Source organism: Bacillus sp. 179-C3.3 HS, from assembly GCF_047229225.1.
Lineage (GTDB): Bacteria > Bacillota > Bacilli > Bacillales > Bacillaceae > Bacillus.
Map to the genome: position 1 here is coordinate 93,327 of NZ_JBFEFT010000006.1, position 24,175 is coordinate 117,501.

Here is a 24,175-nt window from a genome sequence, read left to right on the forward strand (position 1 = left end):
ATGTATCCGTTTTCAATCATACAAACTTAGACGGTCCATCTCATCGCCTCTCCATTCAATATATGGATGATCAGGGAGGCATATGAAACAAGACTTCTCAATCATAGATGACTGACTCACTGTTCCTTTTATTATAAAAAAAGGGCGGGTAGTTGCCATTAGACAGTTCGTTAATTGTTGGAAAAGAACCATCAGACACTTTTACGGAATGTCACGACAAGATGGTTATAAATCAAATTCCCGGCGATTTCCTTTTAGGAATTCATATGCGAGAATCGCAAATTCAATGGCTTGCCGTTTTGGTGCTTGCATCATATCTTTGCCAAGCAAAGCGTGCAGCTTGTCCAGCCTGTGATAAAGCGTTTGTCTCACAATATAAAGCTGACTTGCTGTTTCTTTTTTTGATCCATTTGTTTGTAAAAAGATGTTCAACGTTTGATATAACATGCCGCTATTTTGCTGATCATATAAGATAACGGGCTCTAAATACTCCTTCACCATACATTCGAGTAGACCGCTCTCTTTCATGACAGGCATTAAACGAAGCATATGCAAATCTTGATAAAAAGGACTTTTCACTCGGTGCGACATCACTTTCTTTAAATCGAGTACTTCTTTTGCTGACTGATAGCTCTTTCTCATTTCTTGAAATTGGTCACAGTATTGACCGATTCCAAAGTTCATGAGTGTCCCTTGATGCTTCTCAATGTCATTCACTGCTTTCGCTGCACGTGCTTTCCAATCCTCTGCCTTTCTCGTATTCAATAGAATAAAAGACAGCTGTCCTTCGTGTTCATAAGAGATCATCTGGAAGCCGGCACGTTGGAAGACGGAGCGACAAGAAACAAGAAAATACAGATTTCCGGCGATTTCTTCATGATGACTCTTATGAAAAAGTAGCACGACACAGCCAGTCAGTTTTTTCAATCCTTCTGTTTCTACTAAATGCTCTATGATATCCCGTTCGGTATGCTCCTCATGGAACCACTTTTGCAACCATTCGTTTTCTTTTGTCTTTTTTAACTCTTCTGTGTAAAGCTCTCTCAGCGTTTGCTGGGCAAGCGCATTTGCTCCTTTATCCATGACAAGCATTTCGAATTCCGACAGCGGACTTAAAGGATAAATCAGCACAAGTTCTGCAAATGTTTGCTTGAGTGCGAGAACAGGCTTTTGATACATTTGAAAACCATCTGGTAGTGATCCATGTTGCAAATATGTATTCACAAGTTCTTCTGATTGAGTGGATGAATCACATAAGATAATCGGCTCGCCTTGCACAGGTCTTAAAATCAGAATGCCTCTTATATGCTGATAGACTTGATTCAGAATGTCCATTTGTGGATGAGGTGTAAGTAAAAGTTCATTCAGCTTAGACGATAGCGCTTCCAAATCGGACATCATTTGATACTGGCGCTCAATTAAAAGCGTATGAATATGCTGTGTAATGTCCACAAACTTTACTTCTTTCGTAAAAAGGATCAGTGGAAAATCCTTTTTTTCAGCATATGCAATGAGCTCGTCCGGCACATGAAAGCGTAGCGGGACAAATTCAATACACAAACCTGCTGCTCCAGAGTCTATGAGTTGTTTTAAAAACGATTGAAATACATCCAATTGATCATGAAAAGCGGCGGCCGTTGTTAAAATAAGCTCGCCACCATTTAACAGATCCTCTACAATAGGCACTTCTAGGACATGAACCCATTGCACTTGTCGAGAAAGCCCCTTTTCCCCAGCTAATAATGTCGCATGCGTAAAATACTTCATGTTTAACACATCACTTACTTGAAACTGAACATCTACATTCATTGAGCTGTCCCCCTTTGTTTCGCTTCCCCTATCCCAGAGGGTACATGGACAAAATCCATAATAAAACAGGTAAAGTGACGATACTTAATATTGTACTGAGAAACGTGGTACTTGAAACAAAATCTGGCTTCGTCCGAAATTGCACTGCCATGAGCGTTGTATTCGCTGCTGTTGGCATGGCGGCTACTAGAATCATAATTTGTTTGACTACATCATCAACCGGTAAAATGAGTGTGAAACAAAGTGCGATCAGTGGAGAGATGAATAGCTTTAACAACACGGCATAGGAGATATGTCGATAATCCACTTGCTTAAATGAAATCACCGCAAGCTGCATGCCCAAAATCAACATAATCGTCGGGATCGCTGCATCTCCTACAAGCTGAACACCTGTCATCAGCTCTTTAGGTAATGAAATATCCATTAACTGAAATAGTAGACCGATGATTGCACCATATGCGACTGGCATTCGCAGTACTTTTTTGAACACAACCCTTTTACTACTGGCATCCTCTCCGCCTTTTGCTGCATAATACATGCCGATTGTACTCATGACAAGCTGCTGCAAAACCATCAGCACGATCGCAATGTCTAAACCTGCGGCTCCAAAAACAAGGAGGACGACTGGCGTGCCGTAATTTCCATTGTTCATAAATGCTGACGACAGAACCATGGCACAGTAAGTTTCATTCGAATAACCATACATACGAGATAAAATATAGACACATAAAACAAGTGAAAGACAGAGCCCAATCACAAAGATGGATAAGTATACATAATCCATCGTGACTTTATTTTGATAAAAAGTATCGAAAGCCAGGAATGGTGACATCAAATATAAAGACAAGGATGAGAGCGTATGTATGTCAAAGCCAATGACCTTTTGCCCGATATACCCGATCAAGAAAATCCCGAATACCGGCATTAAGACAAGAAAAAACTCCATGTTGCACCTACTTTTCTCTAGAAGTTCAGTCTTTTCATTTCCTCCTTATCATACCACTGATAAACAATAAAAAAGAAGCACCCTAGATCAGGTCGCTTCTTCTCTCTGCATCCATGTAAAAGACTTCCCACAAATGCCCATCAAGATCTTGAAAGCTCCATCCATACATGAAACCATGATCTTGCTTTTCCTTAAACGGTGAGCCACCAGCCGCAAGCGCCTTCTCTACGAGCTCATCTACCTCTTCCCTCGTATCCACCTGCAACGAAATAATGACCTCTGATCCAAGTTTTGTATCCACTAGTTGTTTGTCTGAAATGGACTTAAAATGCTTGAGTGATAACAACATGACTGTCATCGTGTCGTGAATGCCCAAACAAGCAGCCTGATCATTGGAAAACTGTTCATGGAAGTGAAAGCCTAACTGTTTAAAAAAAGCGGTAGACTCATTGACATGCTGAACCGGCAAATTGATATACAGATGTTTCGGTTTCCCTCTCATGATTCTCTCCTTTTTAACACATGATCTCCTACAATATATTCGTCAATTCCAACAGCATCCCTTTGTCACATAAAAAAATAAGCGTTACGCCTCATTTACCTTATTTTTACACCGTCGTATGATGAAACGTGAAACATGCTACCACAAACACTAGGAGGTTTTCATTTTGAAAACAATTGCAAAAACATTGGTTCTCTCCACAGCAGTTATTTTCTCCGTATCACCCTTCACCCAAGCAGCACAGGCAGCGCCGATCCAGCATGAACAGATCACAACAAAAGGTGACTTTCAGCTTCCATCTGAGACAGATACGATCAAACGAAACATTGGACAATCATTGATCAAACAGGAAAAGTGGCTTCAGCATATAGAACTGCTTGCAGGGCAAGAAAAACGTGCATTATTGGAACAGTTTTTAAATGAATACGTCAGTCCTGATTTAGCCAAGCTGTTAGAAGAACCATCACTCACCTGGGATCAAGTGGATACAACGATTTACCAATCTCTTGTTCAATCAGGTGTTCCATTTTTGGCAGCCAAAGCCGTGGCACACGTGGCCACATCTTCGCTTAAAAAGATGTAATCAAAAAAGAAGCGCCCTCATGAGAGACAGGCGCTTCTTTTTTTATTTCTTATATTCAATATGATACACGTCTCGTCTTCGGTCTTTTAGCTGACGGACCGTACCGTCTTGTCGCTGTCTTCTTAAAATTTCTAAGTCGACATCACCTACTACAACCATTTCAATATTCGGATTACACTCGCCTACAATACCATCTCTTGCAAATTCAAAGTCTGATGGCGCAAAGATGGCAGATTGTGCATACTGAACATCCATATTTTCGGTTTGAGGTAGGTTCCCAACTGTCCCAGAAATCACTGTATAAATTTGATTTTCAACTGCTCTTGCCTGGGCACAGTAACGCACTCTTAAATATCCTTGTCGGTCTTCCGTACAAAATGGTGTGAAAATGATCTTTGCTCCTTTGTCAGCTGCGATTCGCGCAAGCTCAGGAAACTCTATATCGTAGCAGATTTGAATGGCGATCTTTCCACAATCTGTATCAAACACTCGCACTTGATCACCGCTAGAAATTCCCCACCATTTTCTTTCATTCGGTGTAATATGAAGTTTATATTGTTTTTCAATCGTTCCATCTCGTCTAAACAAATAAGCAATATTATAAATTTTCCCTTCTTCTTCTACGAAGTGGGAACCGCCAATGATGTTAATGTTGTACTTCACAGATAGATCTGTAAACAAATTAATATAGTCCTCGGTGTATTCAGTGATTCTCTGAACGGCAAGACTAGGCGATCTTTCTTCAAGATATGACATGAGCTGTGTCGTAAAGATTTCTGGGAAAACCGCAAAGTCCGCAGATGCATCTGAAGCGACATCCACATAATACTCCACTTGATTCATAAATTCCTCAAAGGAATGAATTTGTTTCATCGCATATTGAATGACACAGATTCGTACAGGAAACGCCGATTTATAATACCTCTTTGACTGTGGGCGATAATCAACGTTATTCCATTCCATTAATGTGGCATACGTGCTTGATGCTTTATCGTCTGGTAGATAATTCGGATTAATCCGCATAAGACTAAATTCATTTAGTAACTGAAATGATAAAACAGGATCATAAATTTGATGGATCATCACCTGCTCGACATATTGACGAGGGGTCATTTCATCTTGATATTTATGATAATTGGGGATTCGTCCACCAATGATAATGCTTTTTAAATTTAACCTTCTCGCTAAATCCTTTCGGGCTTCATACAATCGATGTCCTATTTTCATACGTCGGTATTCTGGACTCACCATCACTTCAATGCCGTACATATTCATTCCATCTGGATTATGATTGGTGATGTACCCGTCGTCTGTAATGTCCTGCCAAGTATGGCGATCATCGTACTCATCAAAATTGATTAATAAGCTGGAACAAGAGCCTATGATTTCCCCCTCGAATTCCGCACAGAATTGTCCCTCTGGAAAGTGCTCGAGATGACTTTCTAAGTGCTCTCGCTTCCACGGTTCCATGCCTGGAAAACATACCTCTTGCAAGGCAATGATTCGGTCAATGTCTTCCTCTCGTATATTGCGGATGATCATTCTTTTTTCAAATCGAGTTAAATCTAGTTTCTCCGCCATTCTTTTCTTGCCCCCTATTGATCCTCTTTTTCAAGCTGATGAAATAATTGGAGCAATTCGATTTCAGCCATGGATTCTAATCTGTAATCATATTCTTCAAACTGAAGTGTGCTCGTCACCTTGTTTGGAACGATGACACATTTCATACCTGCTCGTTTTGCCGCCACTAATCCATTCACAGAATCCTCAAAAGCCACGCAATCTTCCGGCTTAACACCTAAGCAGCTTGCAGCTTGAAGATAAAGCTCTGGATTCGGCTTTACTTCCTCTACATCATCAGACGTACGAATGCATTCAAAATAATCAAAAAGACCAATCTGCTTCAGGTGATCAGATACCCATTTATAATCAGAACTAGATGCAAGACCTATTTTCAATCCAAGCTCCTTTGCCGCTTCCAAATAAGCTTCTACCCCTGGTCTTGCTGATTCATTCATGATTCTTTTTTGAAAACGGGAACGCCGATCCATAGTGAGTGCTTCATGATCCAAAGCTTTCCCAATCTGCTCTTCTAAATATTGAAACGGCTTAAAACCGGCTTGCGTCCCAATGACATTCCCCCATACTGAAAGAGGCAACTCTGATTCATGCTCCGCAAACATCTCTTGTAAAACCTCATATTCATGTGTTTCTGTATCTAAAATTAATCCGTCAAAATCAAATATAATTGCCTTTACCAACGAGGCCACTCCTTTTTTTATACAAGTCTAATGCATGATCCTATCATAACGTGAATAAAATTCACTTTCAAAGAAGAATGTCTGCTAAAATGATTATGTAGAAAAGGAGCCTGCAACGACATTGTCAGGCTCCTACCATTTTTTATCATTCTGTAAGAGATCCAAGCGCTCCGATTCTGGAGAAAATACGGTGTGAAAAAGAGCGGGTTTGGTATTACAGCGCGAAAGGTTTCTCCGTTCCCTTACAAATAGTATGTGCGACCGCTGTGCATGTTAACAAGGAAAGTCACACCAACTTTTACGCATTTTGAAGGTGACGGTTCTGAAAATCATCTAAATCAAAAGGGAAGTAATATCCGCACGCATTCACCTGTTCCCGGTTTCGCTCAAATAACGCACGATCTTGTTTGGTCACTTGACGTTTAGGCTTTAAAATAATCGTATGTACAAGCTGTAGGCCCGTTAAAATACGAAAGGCATCATCCATTGTACCGTTATATACACCATCAACCAATGTGAAAGGACGTTGCTGCAGATCATCCGTCGACTGTTCATATGTGGATAAAAGACCGTCAAACTCCTTAGAAATCTCTTCAATCGCTTGTTGTTGAAGATCAGTCGCAGCTTTCATTAACCTCACGTTACATCTACCTCTCTGTCGTTATTCTTCATTCAGAATAGCACAGAAGAAAAGACATTCGCTAAGGTAAGTAATTCCTATATAAAATCGATGCCGTCAGAGGAAAGGACCGAATATCATGATCATCAATGGACACATGCTTTCACTAAAAGTCAGTGAACAGCATCACAACACACCATTACATCAATTTTTAAAAGAAGAGGCATTTGCTTCTAAACCCATCATCCATTATTGGATGGAACACCGAAAAGTACGGATCAATCAAAAATCCGCACAACACGGCGCAAAAGTTAGTCTTGGAGATCATATCGTCATTGATTTATTTGAAACAGAAGAAAGTGATGTTACGCCAGAATATGGGGATCTAGAGGTATTGTTTGAAGACGAACACTTATTGATTGTGCAAAAACCCGCTGGACGTCCGACTCATCCGAATGAAAAAGGACAGATTGGCACATTAGCAAACCTTGTGGCGTTTCATTTCCAAGCAAATGGCGAAGAAAAACGTGTGAGACATATCCACAGACTTGATCAAGACACAAGTGGGACAGTCATTTTTGCAAAACATCGATTAGCTCATGCTATTCTTGATCAGATGCTTGCTAAGAAATGGATCAAAAGAACATACATTGCGGTGGCAGAGGGATTGTTCAAAAAAAAGAAAGGAACCATCAATGCGGCAATTGGACGTGACAAACACCATGCTGTTCGTCGTAGACTCTCGCCTACTGGTCAACACGCCATTACACATTTTCAAGTAACAGGTGTGAACAAACGCCTTGATATGACAGCCGTCGAGCTTCAATTAGATACAGGGAGAACTCATCAAATTCGTGTACACCTTAGCAGCATCGGACACCCATTAGCCGGTGATTCGTTATACGGTGGAAGTGGGGTCATGGATAGATGTGCCCTTCATGCTAAAAAAGTAGAAATGAAACACCCATTTACAGATGAGCACATGAGCATAGAGGCACCGCTACCATCTGATATGGCAGAACTATTACACCACATCACGTCTTAAATGAAAAAGAGTCTGCTGGTCATCACCGCAGGCTCTTTTTTTTCATCAAGCTGATGTTCTTTTTGCATAAATAATGTAACGCTCTGGTGCATGACCAACAAAATGAAATGGGTAGCATGTGGTTAACACCAGCTCTTCTTTTTCATTCTGTAAGGTAATAATGGATGTATCATGTTGATCAACAATTTTTGTATGAGTGATTTCATATCTAAATTCACCATAAGGGACTGTGATATGAAGTTGATCTCCAATCTCAAGCTCGCCTGTCCGTCGAAACACGGTATCCCGGTGGCCGGACAAAACGATTTGTCCATGTTGATCAGGATAATAACTCCCTTTGTAATGTCCGACACCTTTTGCCAGGTCATCTGCATCCGTGCCTTCGACAATAGGAAGGTCTGCTTTTAATCTCGGAATGGTGAGGATGCCAGAGGCTTCACCCATTTTAGGGGCAAACTGCCGCTTTGACATCCCTTGTTTGACCGCTACCACTTTTCTAGCGTCTTCAAGTGATTGGGCTGTTTGAAAGTGCGTCGAGGCGATTTGCCATATTCCCCATCCGACCAACACAACGCCTGATATCATCACGAACAGTGCAAGCCATTTTTTCATGCTGATACTCCTTCATTAAGCGATCTTCTTACAATACCACACTTTAACTAGCTTCTTTTTTCACGACTTGTTTTGTTTGTTGAATTCTTCCTTCTTTTTGATACACAATAGATGAACCTTGAAAGCTTTTAACAAAATCAACGGTTGCCTCTAAATCTTCTGGACCAGTTACAGGATGTTTCCCTAATCGGCCAATCGGTGCGTATTTACTTCCAGTAGCTGTTGCCATGAAGTTGTTGACCGTGAGTGTATAGGTTTGGTCAGGTACAACTGGCGAACCATCTGGCAGTGTCAAATCAACTACCTGATATGTGAACGGGTCATAGGTATAAGAAAAGCCTGAAATACTATAATCTGGTCCAAACTGAGGAGAAATCTGGGCTTCGATGATTTCAGTTAAATCTTGTCCTTTTATCTCCAACTTCACTAACACATTGCCAAATGGTTGAATATTAAAGAGATCTCCCCAAGCAATCGGTCCTTTTTCGAGATTTTGCCTAATGCCACCACCATTCATCATGGCAAAGTCACTTTTCATTGAATATCTCATCCCATCAGCAATGAGGTTCCCAAGTGGAGTATCTCCATCATTGGAATAACCTCCTTCCATCTTCACACCCGCTTCTCCAACAATTTCGCTAATAATCGGCTCGACTTCTTTACCATAGTGAGCCAATATATCTGCTGCTTCTTTGTCTTTTTCGATGTGAGATTGGTCTACATATTGGATCGTTGCATTCTTTTTTACGATATCCTTCGTTTTTCGGTCAAGGATGACATTCACTTCACCAATTGCTTTTCCGTATTCGAATGCTTGTACAATTAATTTTCCGTTGAGCTCTCCATTCACCACTTCGTGATTATGCCCAGCAAAAATGACATCGATCTCGTCATCTCCTTCTTTGGCGAGCTTCGCACTTTCTCCAGTAATGAGTTCACCATTTTGCGAAGCTGTCATATGAGCAAGAACTGCAATGGCTTTGACCCCTTTTTGTTTTAATTCTTTCGTTGCTTTGTTGACTGCTTTCACTTCATCTGTAAATTGAATGTCTTTGATGCCTTCTGGCATGACCATTCCTGCGGCGGATCTAGTCACAACGCCAATAAATGCGACTGGAATTCCTTCCACATCCATGATTTCATAAGCAGGTAATAGTGGTTTACCAGTGTCCTTGTATTCACAGTTCGCACACACAAGCGGAAAGTTTTGACCATCATAGCCTTTCGTCCCTTTCGGATGGTCTCCGCCTTTGAGTATACGCAATAGCTCGTCCACACCTTCATCAAATTCATGGTTACCTACTGTCCCCACATCAAAACCAATGTTCTCCATTAACTCGACAGTCGGTTCATCTTGTAGTAGAGAAGATACAGGAGAGCTTCCCCCAATCATATCCCCTGCATGGACCGTAATCGTATGTTTGTTTGCCGCTTGTTTTTGCTTCATATAGGCCGCAACATAATCCATCCGTCCAACCATTTCTTTATTCCCATCACCGTTTATGTCCATTTCGTATTGTTGATCAATTTTTCCATGTAAATCATTCAAGCTTAAAATCGTTAATGGCACTTCATTTGATACGTTTGCAGGTGTATATCCAGCCTGCTTCGCTTCTTCCTTAGATGCAAAAAAGACACGTTTTTCGACCGCTATCTCTTTCCACTTGTCAGGAGATACGTAGGTTTTTGTCGTTGAATCACCAACATACCGTGTCAATCCTTTTTGCTGTTCACGTGCTCTAAATTCAAATGGTTGTTCAAGCAGGGGATCTGTTGGATTCCAGATGCCTAGCCTTTTCTCCTTTGCTTCTTTTACAGCTTGTTGGAAGGTATAGTAGTCTTTTTCATTTCCAACTGGCCATATGAAATATGTCGGGGCATACCCTTTTTTCACAAGCTCTAGATTCGTGTTTACCCCTTTTTTCGTTTTCACTTGTGCCAGAAGACGACCATAGCTATCTTTCACTTCAGCACCAACGGTTAATGTGATTCGATCACCACTTGAAAGTAGCGTTTTTAAATAGTTGGTTGCTTTTTGTCCAAAGCGCAGTTGGTTTTGATCTAATTCATTTTTGGGCTTGTGATAGGTTTCTGGTGTGTCCATATGAACAAAGCGTACCTTTGTCGTACCTAACACAGGTTTCTTTAAATGAATGGTATCTCCATCCACAACACGATCAACGGTTGCTTGATATTCCTTTTTGATTTTCGGTGGCTTTGGCTGATGCTTCAGCAGTTTTAAGTCGTTCTGATGTCTAGGTAGCACTTGAAGCGTATCGTACCTACTTAAAACCCCTGTAACCTCATACCATTTCCCTACTTTCACTTGATCAATGACATCTGTATCCACCATCACTCTAACGACGGTACTCCGGTATTTCTTGTCAATCATCACGACATTGTATCCACCGCCTGCCGGTTGCGCTGGCTTTGATTCGATATAGCCTTTGACCTTAACAAGTCTCCCTTCAAATTTACCTGCCTGACCCGATTCTAATTTTTTCACAGACACACGTTTTGGTGCTGGTAATGGTTGAGACACTGCCTCGATCTTGAGGCGGTTTTGATCTGGGACAATTTCAATAAGTCCTTTATATGAGGCGACTTTTCCGGTGACTGTTACCTTCATTCCTGCTTTAAGTTCTGGAAATTTTTTAGGTTCGGCTGAATAAATATTGATGCCACCTGTTTTGTCTTGGATGTAGGTCGATAGTTTTCCATTTCCTATCGCCTGTTGATCCGCTGTCACAATCCCGCTCACCGTGACTGTTTTTTCTATGAGCTTGCGCGCTTGTTTTATTTTGATTGGTTTCGCATGTTTCCCGGTAGTTCCGTTCTTTTGAACCTCATTGATAGGGTTTGCTGTCGCCATACTAGGCAGCAAGGACTGTAGACTGAATATCACCAAAATCAAACAAACCATGAGTCGCATTGATTGAATTTGTTTCATTGATTTCTCTCCTTTGACCTTTTTGGTCATATTGTACAAGGGAAATGTTGATTCTGAATGGGGTTCATGTAAATCCTCATCAAGCTTCATTCACAGGAAACGTAATCATGACCCTTGTCCCCTCAAATTTTTTGCTTTCAAAACGAATCATCCCACCATGGTTCTCAATGATTTTAATGGTCATCATGAGTCCAAGGCCCGTTCCTTTTTCTTTCGTTGTATAAAAAGGTTCACCCAGTTTCCCAATTTCGTCCTCTGGGATCCCTTTACCTTGATCTTCAAAGACGAGTACCACTTGATTATTTTCCAGCTTGGTCGTCACTTGGATGACCCCTGTCACACCATCCATTGCCTCAATGCCATTTTTAAGAATATTGAGAAACACTTGTTTCAATTCATTAGGAATGCCTTGAATATGTGGCAACGATGGGGACAGTTTTTTCTGAATCGATACCCCTTTTAATACGGCTTGTGATTCAACGACCATAATTACTTCTTCGAGCATCAGGTTCACTTGGACGGATTCAAATTTCACCGATTTGCTTCTAGATAGCACTAGGAACTCATTAATAATAGATTCCAGTCGATTGAACTCAGACATCATCACATCTGCATAATCCTTTTGATATTTTTTATTCTGAATCATCAATTGTAAAAAGCCTTTTAACGCAGTAAGCGGGTTGCGTATTTCGTGGGCGATACCAGCTGCAAGCTGACCAACCGCTGAGAGCATCCCAGACTTCATCAGCATCTTCTCTGACTGTTTTTGATTCGTAATATCTTCGGCAATACGCATGACGGTTGATTGCATTTTGTCAGGATCATCAATCCTGTGCAAGGAGACTCTCTCCCACCGTTCCCTTCCCGTTAAATCCTGAAAGTGCATTTCACCTGTCCAGATCCCTTCTTTCAAACAAACATCCCATTGCTTTTTTAAATCATCACACTGACACAAGGAATGGTAGACAGAAAAAATATCCCTGCCTATTAAATTCATTTCATGCTGTTGGACAAATTGACAAAACCGTTGATTCACACATTGAATGATCCCTTCCTCGGTTGAAACCACAATATGGATATGACTATGATCAAGTGCTGTCACTGCAAGATGAAGTGCTTGCTTCAATTTCGAGATTTCAGTCATCTTAATCCACGTCATGGAAGCACCTTCATAATCTTGATCAAAAATCGGGGTCATTTGTACAGTGAATCGCTCTCCTTCATTCGTTTCAATTTCTCGTTCAATGATACGCTTGTCTGATATAACGGATTGAATATCTTGATCCAGCGCCTCATGTGACAACTTCTTAGCCAACGACTGAAAGGATTGTTGGTGCCGGATATGAGCTGAAGTAAATAATGAGGCGGCTGTAGGAGTGAAATAGCGTATATTCATGTCCCGATCCACAAATAACGTCGCAAGCTCAGGTTTCACAGTGGGGCGGTACAGTTCTTCTCTTGTCACTTTGAAGTTGTTTATGATATTAATAAAGTGCTCATGGTTTTTCTCATGGGCTTCTATTCGTGCATTTTTTTCATTTAATTGAGCCCGCGCTTCTTGTTCTTTTTGTTTGATTTCATTGAGTTCTTGTTCTAAATCGACAATTCGTTGTTGATAAACCGAGTGCTGATCTGACTTGTCTTGAACGAATGTTTTTTCTTGATGTTTCTCTTTCCCATTCATTCTAATGAGAATGACATATACTCCCTTAAAACGGCGGTCAAAACGCTTAACTGTAAAATTGGCCGATTGCTTCTTATCCTTTTCCATCATGTGCATATGTTGAAACACAACCTCCGTCTCATCTGTCCATACCTTTTGACATGTTTGATTCAACATCTCTTTCATGTAATCAGGTGTCACATATTCACACACATGTTTTGACGGTTCTGCATGCGCTAGAAAGGAATACGCACCCTTAGACATGGCCAATATTTCATTCTTCTCGTTGACCACCAAGCATGCATCATACCCCTTACTCATTTCATTTACATATTGAATGGCTCGTTCCTTTAGCTCCAGATCACGTCTGTTTTGCCCCAAATCTACTTGGCTTGCGGGATTGTGTGTGGGAGTAAATATGTTCCACTTGTGATCGATTAATCGAAACAACCGAGGATTTTTGGGTACGTTTTCATTTGCCCCGAATAGTAACATCCCATGATCTTCTAAAGCATATTGAAAACGGGATAACACTCGTTTTTGTACGTCTGGCTGAAAGTACATGAGAACGTTTCGGCAACTGATAAAATCGAGGTGAATAAAAGGTGAATCGATTAATAAATTGTGAGGGGCAAAGACTATATGTTTCCTAAGCAACTGTTTGACAATCCAATCGTCACCTTTCTTTTCAAAATACCGATCCCGCCATTTTTCTGGCACCCTGGCCATTTTCTCTTTTTCATACACACCTTTACTTGCGATTTGAATGGCTTTTCGATGAATGTCTGTTGCAAACACTTGGAGTTCGATTGAGACTTGCTTACGCTTCATTTCCTCTAAAAACAACATTGTCACGGAATAAGCCTCTTCGCCTGTAGAACATCCGGCAACCCACACGCGGCATTGAGACTTTCCGCTTTTGATCGTATTGTCAATGATTGAGGGAATCACGTCACGTTCACATACTCGAAAAGCTTCCATATCTCTAAAAAACGCAGTAGTTCCACTTAGTAGCATGACGTGTAATCGATCAAGCTCATCTGGCTCCACTTCTAATAAACGGTCATACTCCGATAACAATGAAGTCGGTTTTTTGGCACATCGCATTCGTTTTTGAATCACAGACAAGATTCTTTGCCGATCATAAGTAGAAAAAGCTATTCCTTTATACATTTCAAGTCGTTCGATGATGTGAAGTAAAACTGGATTCGTTAATTCAACATGTGGGACGTTTAAGATATTGGCGATATATGCCGCAAGATCTGAAGGTTTTGTAAAATGTTGATGATACAATCGATCAAAAATGCTCTCTGCATCACTACACGACAGAGCCGTTCCCCCATGCTCAATTAATTGCAGCAAGCCACTCCCCATGCAATGACCTTTTTGGAAAAGAATGGCGAAAGCCTCTTCTTTATATCTGGTAGCAAGTGATTCAAATAATGAATCGACAGAGCATGTCTTGCCAGCAGGAAGTTGCTTTGACACATACAACCGGTTATTTTCAGACAACCTGACAATTGCATTCGGCGGACAAAAATAGATCATGTTTTTCATGACTTTCTCTCCATGTCGAATCGTTTTTGCACGGTATCCAATCGGCAAAACCATCGCTTCCACATCCGTTTTATCATCACCTATCACACCATGTTGCACGACAATAAAAGAGGCATTCAATTCATGCGGAAACGACTGAAAAAACACCTCAAGACTATGCTGTTCATATGGCGAAACACCGATCCCAATGACTAGTGTTTGCACATGTTCGTCTTTTATCGAACGTTTAATGATTTTGTCCTGCATCTGGTACCCCCATGTTCATTCGTCTGATAATTTTTTTCGACAAAAAGAAAGAAAACCCTCTAATTGTAAATAATGTTTTTTGTATGAAATAGAAGAATGATCCTCACATTAAAACAGACTGAACAATACAAGGAGGAATCTCTATGCAAAACGAGCAGCAACCAACATTTCAAGGAAATGCTCCGCAACCTGAGCTCAACCATGGCGGACATGAATTATTTGATTTACACGAAGTTCTAGCAGGCACAATTAATATTTTGGATCAATATATGATACTTAGGCAGTTCATCCAAGATCCTGCATTATCCGACATCTTAGATCGGCAATATCAATTCGTTTTGTCTCAATATAATGTCACTGCCGATTGTTTTTCTACTGGACAAAAGCCTAATCAAGAAACGTCTACCTATATGATGAAAGAACAAACACAGGTCGTGTACGGCATAAAGCCATCTCAGCCGAAAAAACCGAATCAATCATTACAAGATGTGAAAGATTTAGGTATCACGGGTCATATGCTCAGCCTAGTCAAATCACACGCTGGACTCCTTTCAATGTCAGCTTTAGAAGTCACAAATCCAGTCGTAAGACGCGTACTATCAGCACAAATTCCAAACTTTATTGAGATGGCATATGAAATTTTCTTGTACCAAAACAAGCATGGATACTATCAAGTTCCACAGCTTTCTACCCAAGATATGAAAGCAATGACAAGTGCCTTTGTTCCAATGCAAGGACAAGTTCAAATGCCCCCAAGTAAAGCCAATCAGCAAAAGCCACTTCATTAAGCAAAAAAAACGGCAACCGGATAAGATGGTTAGCCGTTTTTTCTTTGGTATGTGGATGTAAACTGCCTTTCAAAATCTGTGAGCAGCTTCCCTGTTGCTTGTTCAAAACCTCGAGCGAAATCGCCGGTTTTTGCCGTTTCCTCCACAATCTCATGAATGATGTCTCGCCCGTTTTGTTGTACTAGTTCATAGATCATATAATAACTTTGCACATAGACATCTGTTTCATAAATGACGCGTGACTCCTGCCAGTCTTGATCCGAATGAAGTGCTTGAAACGGAATGACATCAAATCGTTCAGATGTGGCATTTAACACATCATAGGCCATCCATTCTGCTATTCCTTCATGGAACCAAAGAGGGAAAATGACAGGAGAGATCTCGTATGCATGCACCTTTTCATAGAAGACAAAATGGGCATATTCATGAATGAATAACGTTTGAAAAAAGTAGAAAGGCAGCGGCTCTTTCCGCAACAATTCCGCCCGCTTGTCTGGATATAAGCCAATCATCTGTTCACGATCAGAGTAAAAGCCTGTAATATGCTGTATGCCTGCAAACTGTTCAATCGTCTCTTTATCATCGAAATAAATAATGTCTAAAGGTTTATTTGCATCAAACTGAAGCACGGAAGCTGTTCTTTTCTTTGCTTTCTGTAGAGCCTCTATCGTCAGATCCACAAAAGCTTCTTCTCTCTGTTCATAGTAAATACGAATGTGTTGATAGATTTGCTTATTAAGCCCCTCTGTTAACCCTGTTTTCGGAGAAGCCTGCTGCTCTAAATATTGTTCTGTCAGCTGAAACGCTCCATAAATCAAGTAAGCGGTGAACGCATAAAAAATAAGACCTGCCGCAATCATTCCGCCTAATAGCTTTTTTTGAATTAATGACGGTTTAGCTTTCATTTACTCCCCACCTGAAATCATCCTGCAACCTCTTTCTATGAAAAATCATAGATGAACAAGAGGTGATATATTTTTTACTTTATGCAGTCAGATGTGTGAGGTGCTGTCACAACAAAAAAAGCCGCATATGACATACGGCTTTTGTCGTAGCTATTTTGATTCAGGGAAGACACGTCTCACAGTTTCAGTAAATTCATCGAAGAATCCTGAAATCGGTTCCCCGCTTCGAATACGTTTTCCATATCCTGCAATGCGATCAACAAAGTCTGGGTTAGCAGACACATATACGTTATCAATTTGTTGGTCAGTTGATTTGACTTTGTCTGAAATTTTCTTTTTCAAGTCGTCTGTCACATCTCCGCTTTTGTTGCCTTCAAGCACCACTGCAACAAATGCATTTTTACCTGTGACAAGCACGTTTGCATGTCTCACTTCAGACATATCAGCTACAAGCCCTGCAGCCTTATCAGATACATTTATTTTCTGAGGTGTTTGAACATTTGGCTGATCCTGCCTCATATCGTTGTTCTTATATGTGACATTTTCATACTCGCGATTCATCGTTCCTCTTCGCTCTTCACCTTGGTTGTTCATCCCACACCCAGCAGTCATCAATGTCGGTACAAGTAGTAAAGAAAGCATCCATTTCTTATTCATTCATTATTCCCTCCTTTTGTTCATAGGTTTTTCATCTAATCGCCTTTTTATGCACACTTCATTTGTTTCAATAAAATGAATTCATAATTTCGTCTCGTTTGGTCAACCTATACAAAGTAAATCAGTCATATCATCACCAAATGGAGGGATTAATTTGCTTAAGAAGAGAAAAGGCATGAGTATGGGCGCAATAATCGCTGGTTCGACTGCCATTATTGCACTATTCTCCCCGATGTTAAGGAGAAGACTAATGGGCATGTCCAAAATGAATATGTCTTCTATGATGAACAGTCGCAACCAACAACAACACAAAGAGAAGCAACATTCATCACATTCGCAGCAATATGCGAAAGGACCATCAGAAGTGGGACAAATGCTAAAACAGGCGTTTACACCAAGCGAGCCCCATCACACCAATCAACATACTGACACATCAAACACGCATCAAACAAGAGAATCCTATGCACAATCTCTTCAAATAGATGAGAATGTGATGAACGTGCTGGATGACGAATCCGTCCAACAAGTCATCCAAGACATCGAACACAAATAAAGCAAATAGGGGCCTTGTTAAAAGGCTCCTTTCATCTACATATTGTATTTTCATATACAATGGACCTATGACACCTAAAATAAAAAACGTTTCATCCTCATTCCTAGTACTTTTATCATCTAGTAAACGTTTTCTACAATCGATTCATTCTTCTCATAAGTAAAATTTTGATTAATTCTCCTTTTTCCCCTTTCTTTTTGCAACAATTTCTAGTAATTTTAAAATGGTGATATTATTTTGTTAAAAGACCTTTTTATTAATTTAACAATTCTTGTGACATTTAATTATTTCTTTATTGTTGTATTTAAAGAGAATTTCTTAAAAAAAGAAGACACCTTTCTCAGTCAATTATATAAAGGAATCGTTTCTGGATTACTTGGTGTTGTCTTAATGTTTTTCTCTATTAAAGCTGGACCAGCTATCATTGATTTACGACATATTCCCCTTATATTAACGGCGTTTTTTGGCGGTATTGTGCAAACGTTTGTTGCAGCCTTTGTCATCATCGTTGGTCGATTGTTGTTTGAAGTGAATTTCGCTTCTTACATCAATATTATGTCCATGCTACTCATCGCAACGTCTTCTTTTTTGATTGCTGAGCGTCATTTCAATCAAATCTTGAAAATGACAATTTCTATTACGATCAGTAACATCATCGCATCTATTTTCCTTAGTATCGTGGTGAAAGATATATCATTTGAACTACATATCGCCTATTGGGCCTTTTCTTACATTGCTGGATTGTTCAACTTCTATGTCATTGAACATCAGACAAAAGCATATCAGCTATTAAATTTATATAAATTTCAGGCTCATTATGACTTTTTAACAGGTGTTTTAAATAAACGGAAATTTGATGAAGTATTAAATGATGCCTTTTCCATGAGATGGAAACAGCCTCTTCAACAAATATCCCTGATTTATTTAGACATTGATCACTTTAAGTCCATCAATGATCAATATGGACATCACGATGGCGATATTGTTTTAAAAGAAATAGGAACAAGGCTCATCAAAAATACGAGAAGCTCTGATTACATTGGACGAATAGGTGGAGAGGAATTTGCTGTCCTTCTTCCTAATTGTTCAGTAGAAAAAACATGGCAAATTGCTGAAAGGCTTCGGAAGAAGATAGCAGATCAGCCGATTTATTTAGAAAATGGGACGTCTATTCAAATTACGGTATCACTTGGATGCGCTTATTACCCAGGAACCATTACAGACATCAAACAATTACCGATTGTAGCGGATCAGGAGCTTTATAAAGCCAAGCAATTAGGTCGAAATCAAGTCAGTTTTTTTGAAAGAAATAAAGACCAATTGACATAAGCATTTTCCTCATTTTGTTAGCGTTTAATTTTTTAAAAAAAGTTTTCGTATAACAGTTGTTTTTTCGCGCAAACACTGGTAAAGTAAAGGTAATTATTTTTGTTCGTATCATCTTTAAGAAGAAAGTTTTGAAAGAGTTTTCGTCTTTGAAGTGTGTGTAAGAGCAAGAATAGTGAATTTAAGCGTTAAGATCGCTTTAGGAGGAAATTTCATGTTAGAAGGTAAAGTAAAATGGTTCAACTCTGAAAAAGGTTTCGGATTCATCGAAGTAGAAGGTCAAGACGATGTATTCGTTCACTTCTCTGCTATCCAAGGCGAAGGCTTCAAAACTTTAGAAGAAGGTCAATCAGTTTCTTTCGAAATCGTTGAAGGTAACCGTGGACCACAAGCTGCTAACGTTAACAAAGCGTAATTTAAGAGCTTCTGGCTCTTTTAGCACTTTATAGAGTGAAGAAAACCGCTTGGCTTCTGCCAGCGGTTTTCTTATGCAAAAAAAAGAGAACCTATCAAGTGTTCTCTTTTTTATTTAATTTTTGCAAAACAGATCGATACATGTCATCATTCATTTTTTGCTCTGGTTCATCTTGTGAAAAAAGCGGCTCCCGCTGTTGATACTTTTGAAGCGTCTGTCTATAGAATTGATCGTCAGGCGTGTGATCAATCGGCTCATCCGACTGTGACTTCTTTTCAGCTTCATCATGTTCTACACGTCCTGCCAATATGTCTGGCGCTGTGTGAGGTGCGTCAGGCGGAGCAGACAACTCTTCTTTGATTTCTTCCTTTTCAGCCGTAGCATGCCGAATATTGAACCATACCAATCCTATGATCACAAGAACAGCAGCTACACACGAGACAATGATTGCCACCAAAAGAACCAACTCCTTATCGCTTAAATGACGCAGTCACAGATGCCACACGTCTCCCTAAAGCCTTTCCTAGCTCAATCCCTTCAGCTGACAACAGTTCTTCAGCATCAATTGGACACGTCACACCTGCGCCATAATAAGAGCCGTACAAAGCATTCTCTGGAACATTTCCAGGAAGACCTACCACAAGCATGCCTTGATGAAACATCGGCGTCATCAAATGGTGCATCGTCATTTCTAAACCGCCATGTGTCGTAGCCGTTGTGCAGAAAACCGCACCAACCTTATCAATAAGAGTTCCCTCTGCCCATAAGTAGCCAAGGCGGTCAATCCATGTCTTTAATCCAGAGCTGATTGTACCAAAATGACCTGGACAGCCCCAAATGATCGCATCCATTTGATCAAGCTTGCGAATATCCGCATCCTTCACATGATCTATGAACACTTCAGCTTGCTCTGTTTCACCTGCGCCTTTTGCAATTGCTTCGGCAAGTGCTTTTGTATGGCCGCCTTCACTATCGTATACGACATAAATGTTCATATTGGGTCCCTCCACATTTATTTTGCCTCTTGATTGGCTTCCTTCGGTGCCGGTAGTAACGTCATTTCTGGTTTCTGATGTTGTTGTTTTTTTCGTTTTTGATCCTTTCGTACGTCTCTCAGGAACAAGCTAAGAATGACCCCTAACACACAGAATAACGTCACCCACAAATAAGCATCATTGATCCCCATGACATTTGCGTCCACCTGTGCTTTCGTATAAAGCTGTGTGGCTACATATTTTTGTGCCGCTTCTGCTGTCATGCCCATATGATGCATCACATTCGACACAGCCGTCTGGAATGAATTCATAAAGAACGGATCAGCTGTATTCGTTTGATCCGCCATATTCGCATAATGGAATGTCGTCCGATTCGTATAAATCGTCGTGATTAAACTCGTTCCAATCGACCCACTAATTTGTCGTAATGTATTGGACATCGCGGTCCCATGACTGTTTAAATGCTGCGGTAATTGGTTCATCCCTGCTGTCATCACTGGCATCATAAGCAATGACATCCCAAAAGCACGAACTGCATACATCAACACAATGTGATGATAGGATGTATCAATGGTCAGCTGAGTAAATTCGTAAGTCGTGACGACGGTAATCACCATTCCCACAATGGCAAGCGGGCGGGGTCCAAATTTATCAAATAAGATCCCTGAAATCGGGGACATAATGAGCATCGCAAGAGCTCCTGGCAGCATTAACAGTCCCGATTGCAGCGCAGTAAATCCAACGAGGTTCTGCAAGTAAATCGGTAGTAAGAACATCCCCGTGTATAAGGCGACAGTAATGATGATATTAATGACACTTGAAAGAGAAAAAATGCTGTATTTAAATACCCTGAAATCCAGCATCGGATGATCCGCTTTTAGCTGTTGGAAAATAAAAAGAATGATCGCAATGGCCCCTAAGATCATCGTTATTAAAACAATTGGATCCGTCCAACCATCACTTCCTGCCTCACTTACACCATAAAGAAGCGAAGCAAACCCTACGACAGAAAGAATGGCACCTAGACTATCCAGCTTGATTTTTTTAGGTTCTATCATATTCTTAAACAAAAAGAAAGCCGCGATCATGACAATGCCCCCGATTGGGACAAGACCATAGAACATGATTCGCCAAGAATAATGTTCAATAATATAACCAGATAACGTTGGGCCTACCGCAGGCGCAAACATCATCGCTAGACCAAAAATCCCCATTCCCTTCCCTCTGTTTTCTGGTGGGAAAATAAAAAGGATTGTTGTCATGACAAGCGGCTGCAATATCCCGCCACCGACCGCCTGAATCAATCGGCCAATCAGCATCGTTGAAAAGTTAGGCGCAATCCCGCAAATGAATGTGCCTAGTGTAAAAGACATCATCGCCACAAGGAATAAACTACGCTGGCCAAACCGCGTGATTAAAAACGCAGATAACGGAATGAGCACGCCGTTCACAAGCATATATCCAGTCGTAAGCCATTGAATGGTCGTTGCACTGACATTGAATTCAGTCATTAAATGAGGCATGGCTACGTTCAGGAGCGTTTGGTTTAAAATCGCTACGAACAAACCGGCCATCAAAATGATGAGTAAAGACAAGGAGCCTGTTCGCTGTTTTGTCGCTACGGGTTGCTGTGCCATATGAGACAACCTCCTTTCATTTTGTGGTATGTGTGATGACTAAGATGAAATTTTGACAGATGCATTCATACCTGGCAGTACTTTGTCTGATGGATTTTTGATTGAAATTTTGACTGCAACTTTTTGTGTGACTTTTGTATAGTTTCCACTTGAGTTTGTGGCTGGTAGCATATTAAATGTCGAGTTGGTCGCAAAACCAATTTGTTCAACCGTTCCTTCAAATGTTGTATCAGGATCACCATCCACGACGATATCCACTTTGTCACCTTTTTCAATCTGTTTAATGTCTGTTTCTTTTATATTCGCTGTAATATATAGCTTGCTTAAATCAATGGTTTGACCAAGAACTGTACCTGGCTGAACTTGTTGATTGTTTTGTATTTCTTTTTTCACCAATGTGCCATCAGCAACAGCTTTGATGTTTGTTTTTGTTTCTCCTTCAACTTTTGCCACGGTGCTGTCCTTTTTCACGTCGTCGCCTTCGCTCATATCCCAGCCTTTGATTTGACCGGCAGCAGGCGCTATGATTTGATACAGATCACCTGTCACTTTCGCCTCCTCCGTTTTCACAAAGTTTGTACTTTCGTAGTAGTAATAAGCCCCTCCGGCAAGAAGCGCAACAATCACAATAAGACCAACAATGTTCATTAGCAATAAACGCCCTCTGTTCATGTTTGGTTTCTCCTTTCCTCTATGAAGATTTCATCTCATCCTTTTCATAATGCCCATGATCTAACAGGTTGTATTCAATCATACCGACCTGCCAGCTACCGCTCATCCTATCAAGAAAAATGGACATCATGAGCGATAACAATTCTAAAACACTGATATTTAATAAGATTAAATATTAATAAATGTAAAAAGAAATGTCAAAGAGAAAGCTTTCCTTTTTTACCACAAAAAAACCCTTCAGCCTCCGCTGAAAGGTTTTCAAATGTCTATTTATGAAGAAACCGTTTCCTGCTGAAAAAATTTCTTTAATGCGAGAAAAACATCTGATTTTTGCTTTAAAATATAATGTTTAAATTTTTCATCCTGAATATGTTTGTATGCGGACATTAACGTGGAATGCCGATTATATTGGTTCACTTCACCATAACAAAAGATATTCGCCTTTTTCATAATGTCAGATACGAGCTTCACGCACCGAGCATTATCAGAAGTCAAATTATCACCATCAGAAAAATGAAATGGATAGATATTATATCGTGATGGTGGATATTTTTCATCTATTAGCTCTAGCGCCTTTCGATAGACGGAAGAGCAAATGGTTCCCCCGCTCTCTCCCCTTGAAAAGAAATGCTCTTCATCCACTACTTTTGCTTCGGTATGGTGGGCGATAAATTCGATGTCAACTGTCTCATACTTTGTCCGTAGGAAACGTGTCATCCAAAAGAAAAAACTCCTCGCCATATATTTTTCCCATAGTCCCATACTTCCACTCGTATCCATCATCGCCAAAACAACAGCTTTCGACTCTGGTTTCGTCACTTCATTCCATGTTTTATATTTGATATCCTCTGGATAAATGGGATAAAAAGAAGGATTCCCGGTCATCGCATTTCGTTTAAATGCCGAAAGCATCGTTCGTTTTTTATGGATATTCCCTGTTAAACCTGTTTTCCGAATATCGTTGAACTCAATTTGCTCGACAATGATATCGTCAAGCTCCTTTTGTTTTAAATTGGGCAATTCTAGTTCACGAAATAACGCTTCTTCAAGATCCATTAAGGAAACCTCTGCCTCGTAATAATCTTCTCCGGCTTGATCTCCAGCCCCTTGCCCCTGTCCTTGTTTCTTGTCTGAACCGTCTCGCGCCACCACATCCCCAACCTCACTATCTCCGTCCCCTTGCCCTACATGCTTGTTCTTATCATAGTTATACCGAATTTTATACTCATCTAATGACCGAATTGGAATCTTCACCACATCTTTTCCGTCAGACATGATAATGCTTTCCTCTGTCACAAGATCTGGCAAATTATTTTTAATCGCCTCTTTGACCTTTTTCTGATGACGCATCTGGTCGTCATAGCCTTTACGATGGAGGGACCAGTCTTCCTGTGAAATCATATACTGACTTTTATCTTGCCGGGACATTCATCC

Annotated in this window: 22 protein-coding genes; 6 read left to right on the forward strand and 16 right to left on the reverse strand. The window is 40.4% G+C overall.

Annotation, left to right across the window (positions count from 1 at the left end; all coding sequences use genetic code 11):
* Positions 1 to 225: 225 nt before the first annotated feature.
* From AB1K80_RS06185 to AB1K80_RS06195, 3 genes are all read right to left on the reverse strand, one after another.
* Complete coding sequence (locus tag AB1K80_RS06185; protein ID WP_412855749.1) at positions 226 to 1,809, reverse strand: PucR family transcriptional regulator; 1,584 nt, start codon at positions 1,807 to 1,809, stop codon at positions 226 to 228.
* A gap of 28 nt (positions 1,810 to 1,837) precedes the next feature.
* Positions 1,838 to 2,755, reverse strand: coding sequence for an AEC family transporter (locus AB1K80_RS06190; protein WP_412855750.1), 918 nt, complete (start codon positions 2,753 to 2,755; stop codon positions 1,838 to 1,840).
* An 82-nt stretch (positions 2,756 to 2,837) separates the two neighbouring features.
* The gene (locus tag AB1K80_RS06195) at positions 2,838 to 3,257 is read right to left on the reverse strand and encodes a VOC family protein (protein WP_412855751.1); all 420 of its coding nucleotides are present in this window, start codon (positions 3,255 to 3,257) and stop codon (positions 2,838 to 2,840) included.
* Positions 3,258 to 3,423: 166 nt separating this feature from the next.
* Here AB1K80_RS06195 and AB1K80_RS06200 point away from each other — a divergent pair, with 166 nt between their 5' ends.
* The gene (locus tag AB1K80_RS06200; protein WP_412855752.1) at positions 3,424 to 3,840 is read left to right on the forward strand and encodes a hypothetical protein; all 417 of its coding nucleotides are present in this window, start codon (positions 3,424 to 3,426) and stop codon (positions 3,838 to 3,840) included.
* Positions 3,841 to 3,882: 42 nt separating this feature from the next.
* Here the strand turns inward: AB1K80_RS06200 and AB1K80_RS06205 are convergent, their stop codons facing one another.
* The 3 genes from AB1K80_RS06205 to AB1K80_RS06215 form a co-directional block, all read right to left on the reverse strand.
* On the reverse strand, positions 3,883 to 5,421 hold the full coding sequence (locus AB1K80_RS06205; protein ID WP_412855753.1) for a GNAT family N-acetyltransferase: 1,539 nt from the start codon (positions 5,419 to 5,421) through the stop codon (positions 3,883 to 3,885).
* A 14-nt stretch (positions 5,422 to 5,435) separates the two neighbouring features.
* Positions 5,436 to 6,101, reverse strand: a complete 666-nt coding sequence (locus AB1K80_RS06210) for an HAD family hydrolase (RefSeq protein WP_412855754.1) — start codon at positions 6,099 to 6,101, stop codon at positions 5,436 to 5,438.
* A gap of 298 nt (positions 6,102 to 6,399) precedes the next feature.
* Positions 6,400 to 6,732: a DUF5365 family protein gene (locus tag AB1K80_RS06215; RefSeq protein ID WP_412855788.1), complete on the reverse strand. Its 333-nt coding sequence runs from the start codon at positions 6,730 to 6,732 to the stop codon at positions 6,400 to 6,402.
* Positions 6,733 to 6,859: 127 nt separating this feature from the next.
* On the opposite strand from AB1K80_RS06215, the gene AB1K80_RS06220 reads away from it, so the two are divergent.
* The gene (locus tag AB1K80_RS06220) at positions 6,860 to 7,765 is read left to right on the forward strand and encodes an RluA family pseudouridine synthase (RefSeq protein ID WP_412855755.1); all 906 of its coding nucleotides are present in this window, start codon (positions 6,860 to 6,862) and stop codon (positions 7,763 to 7,765) included.
* A 45-nt stretch (positions 7,766 to 7,810) separates the two neighbouring features.
* Here the strand turns inward: AB1K80_RS06220 and AB1K80_RS06225 are convergent, their stop codons facing one another.
* From AB1K80_RS06225 to AB1K80_RS06235, 3 genes are all read right to left on the reverse strand, one after another.
* Positions 7,811 to 8,377, reverse strand: coding sequence for a class D sortase (locus AB1K80_RS06225; RefSeq protein ID WP_412855756.1), 567 nt, complete (start codon positions 8,375 to 8,377; stop codon positions 7,811 to 7,813).
* A 43-nt stretch (positions 8,378 to 8,420) separates the two neighbouring features.
* Positions 8,421 to 11,327: a 5'-nucleotidase C-terminal domain-containing protein gene (locus AB1K80_RS06230; RefSeq protein ID WP_412855757.1), complete on the reverse strand. Its 2,907-nt coding sequence runs from the start codon at positions 11,325 to 11,327 to the stop codon at positions 8,421 to 8,423.
* A gap of 79 nt (positions 11,328 to 11,406) precedes the next feature.
* Positions 11,407 to 14,793, reverse strand: coding sequence for a CheR family methyltransferase (locus AB1K80_RS06235; protein ID WP_412855758.1), 3,387 nt, complete (start codon positions 14,791 to 14,793; stop codon positions 11,407 to 11,409).
* Positions 14,794 to 14,936: 143 nt separating this feature from the next.
* Between AB1K80_RS06235 and AB1K80_RS06240 the strand changes: the two genes are divergently transcribed.
* Positions 14,937 to 15,581 (forward strand): spore coat protein, encoded by a 645-nt coding sequence (locus tag AB1K80_RS06240; protein ID WP_412855759.1) that lies wholly within the window; start codon positions 14,937 to 14,939, stop codon positions 15,579 to 15,581.
* 29 nt (positions 15,582 to 15,610) lie between these two features.
* On the opposite strand, the gene AB1K80_RS06245 is transcribed toward AB1K80_RS06240, so the two are convergent.
* Together AB1K80_RS06245 and AB1K80_RS06250 are read right to left on the reverse strand one after the other, a co-directional pair.
* The gene (locus tag AB1K80_RS06245) at positions 15,611 to 16,486 is read right to left on the reverse strand and encodes a hypothetical protein (RefSeq protein ID WP_412855760.1); all 876 of its coding nucleotides are present in this window, start codon (positions 16,484 to 16,486) and stop codon (positions 15,611 to 15,613) included.
* A gap of 150 nt (positions 16,487 to 16,636) precedes the next feature.
* Entirely contained in the window at positions 16,637 to 17,143 is a 507-nt protein-coding gene (locus tag AB1K80_RS06250) for a YhcN/YlaJ family sporulation lipoprotein (protein ID WP_412855761.1), read from the reverse strand.
* Positions 17,144 to 17,297: 154 nt separating this feature from the next.
* Here AB1K80_RS06250 and AB1K80_RS06255 point away from each other — a divergent pair, with 154 nt between their 5' ends.
* The 3 genes from AB1K80_RS06255 to cspB all read left to right on the forward strand — a co-directional run bounded on the left by AB1K80_RS06255 (position 17,298) and on the right by cspB (position 19,437).
* Complete coding sequence (locus AB1K80_RS06255) at positions 17,298 to 17,696, forward strand: spore coat protein (RefSeq protein WP_412855762.1); 399 nt, start codon at positions 17,298 to 17,300, stop codon at positions 17,694 to 17,696.
* Between the two features lie 237 nt (positions 17,697 to 17,933).
* A complete protein-coding gene (locus AB1K80_RS06260; RefSeq protein WP_412855763.1) occupies positions 17,934 to 19,025 on the forward strand; it encodes a diguanylate cyclase in 1,092 nt (363 codons plus the stop codon).
* Positions 19,026 to 19,236: 211 nt separating this feature from the next.
* Positions 19,237 to 19,437 carry a cold shock-like protein CspB gene (gene cspB, locus AB1K80_RS06265; RefSeq protein WP_008349061.1) on the forward strand — a complete coding sequence of 67 codons (201 nt, stop codon included), beginning with the start codon at positions 19,237 to 19,239 and terminating at the stop codon, positions 19,435 to 19,437.
* Positions 19,438 to 19,531: 94 nt separating this feature from the next.
* Here the strand turns inward: cspB and AB1K80_RS06270 are convergent, their stop codons facing one another.
* The 5 genes from AB1K80_RS06270 to yhbH form a co-directional block, all read right to left on the reverse strand.
* Complete coding sequence (locus AB1K80_RS06270) at positions 19,532 to 19,891, reverse strand: hypothetical protein (protein WP_412855789.1); 360 nt, start codon at positions 19,889 to 19,891, stop codon at positions 19,532 to 19,534.
* A gap of 16 nt (positions 19,892 to 19,907) precedes the next feature.
* On the reverse strand, positions 19,908 to 20,432 hold the full coding sequence (locus AB1K80_RS06275) for an NAD(P)H-dependent oxidoreductase (protein ID WP_412855764.1): 525 nt from the start codon (positions 20,430 to 20,432) through the stop codon (positions 19,908 to 19,910).
* A 17-nt stretch (positions 20,433 to 20,449) separates the two neighbouring features.
* Positions 20,450 to 22,069, reverse strand: a complete 1,620-nt coding sequence (locus AB1K80_RS06280; protein WP_412855765.1) for a DHA2 family efflux MFS transporter permease subunit — start codon at positions 22,067 to 22,069, stop codon at positions 20,450 to 20,452.
* Between the two features lie 39 nt (positions 22,070 to 22,108).
* The gene (locus AB1K80_RS06285; RefSeq protein ID WP_412855766.1) at positions 22,109 to 22,741 is read right to left on the reverse strand and encodes an HlyD family efflux transporter periplasmic adaptor subunit; all 633 of its coding nucleotides are present in this window, start codon (positions 22,739 to 22,741) and stop codon (positions 22,109 to 22,111) included.
* A gap of 270 nt (positions 22,742 to 23,011) precedes the next feature.
* Entirely contained in the window at positions 23,012 to 24,169 is a 1,158-nt protein-coding gene (gene yhbH / locus AB1K80_RS06290; protein ID WP_412855767.1) for a sporulation protein YhbH, read from the reverse strand.
* Positions 24,170 to 24,175: the final 6 nt, after the last annotated feature.

Excerpts from the sequence above, each read along its gene's own strand:
- AB1K80_RS06185 (WP_412855749.1), bottom strand. The coding sequence starts at position 1,809 with ATGAATGTAGATGTTCAGTTTCAAGTAAGTGATGTGTTAAACATGAAG.
- AB1K80_RS06190 (WP_412855750.1), bottom strand. The coding sequence starts at position 2,755 with ATGGAGTTTTTTCTTGTCTTAATGCCGGTATTCGGGATTTTCTTGATC.
- AB1K80_RS06195 (WP_412855751.1), bottom strand. The coding sequence starts at position 3,257 with ATGAGAGGGAAACCGAAACATCTGTATATCAATTTGCCGGTTCAGCAT.
- AB1K80_RS06205 (WP_412855753.1), bottom strand. The coding sequence starts at position 5,421 with ATGGCGGAGAAACTAGATTTAACTCGATTTGAAAAAAGAATGATCATC.
- AB1K80_RS06215 (WP_412855788.1), bottom strand. The coding sequence starts at position 6,732 with ATGAAAGCTGCGACTGATCTTCAACAACAAGCGATTGAAGAGATTTCT.
- AB1K80_RS06220 (WP_412855755.1), top strand. The coding sequence starts at position 6,860 with ATGATCATCAATGGACACATGCTTTCACTAAAAGTCAGTGAACAGCAT.
- AB1K80_RS06225 (WP_412855756.1), bottom strand. The coding sequence starts at position 8,377 with ATGAAAAAATGGCTTGCACTGTTCGTGATGATATCAGGCGTTGTGTTG.
- AB1K80_RS06230 (WP_412855757.1), bottom strand. The coding sequence starts at position 11,327 with ATGAAACAAATTCAATCAATGCGACTCATGGTTTGTTTGATTTTGGTG.
- AB1K80_RS06235 (WP_412855758.1), bottom strand. The coding sequence starts at position 14,793 with ATGCAGGACAAAATCATTAAACGTTCGATAAAAGACGAACATGTGCAA.
- AB1K80_RS06240 (WP_412855759.1), top strand. The coding sequence starts at position 14,937 with ATGCAAAACGAGCAGCAACCAACATTTCAAGGAAATGCTCCGCAACCT.
- AB1K80_RS06245 (WP_412855760.1), bottom strand. The coding sequence starts at position 16,486 with ATGAAAGCTAAACCGTCATTAATTCAAAAAAAGCTATTAGGCGGAATG.
- AB1K80_RS06250 (WP_412855761.1), bottom strand. The coding sequence starts at position 17,143 with ATGAATAAGAAATGGATGCTTTCTTTACTACTTGTACCGACATTGATG.
- cspB (WP_008349061.1), top strand. The coding sequence starts at position 19,237 with ATGTTAGAAGGTAAAGTAAAATGGTTCAACTCTGAAAAAGGTTTCGGA.
- AB1K80_RS06275 (WP_412855764.1), bottom strand. The coding sequence starts at position 20,432 with ATGAACATTTATGTCGTATACGATAGTGAAGGCGGCCATACAAAAGCA.
- AB1K80_RS06280 (WP_412855765.1), bottom strand. The coding sequence starts at position 22,069 with ATGGCACAGCAACCCGTAGCGACAAAACAGCGAACAGGCTCCTTGTCT.
- AB1K80_RS06285 (WP_412855766.1), bottom strand. The coding sequence starts at position 22,741 with ATGAACAGAGGGCGTTTATTGCTAATGAACATTGTTGGTCTTATTGTG.
- yhbH (WP_412855767.1), bottom strand. The coding sequence starts at position 24,169 with ATGTCCCGGCAAGATAAAAGTCAGTATATGATTTCACAGGAAGACTGG.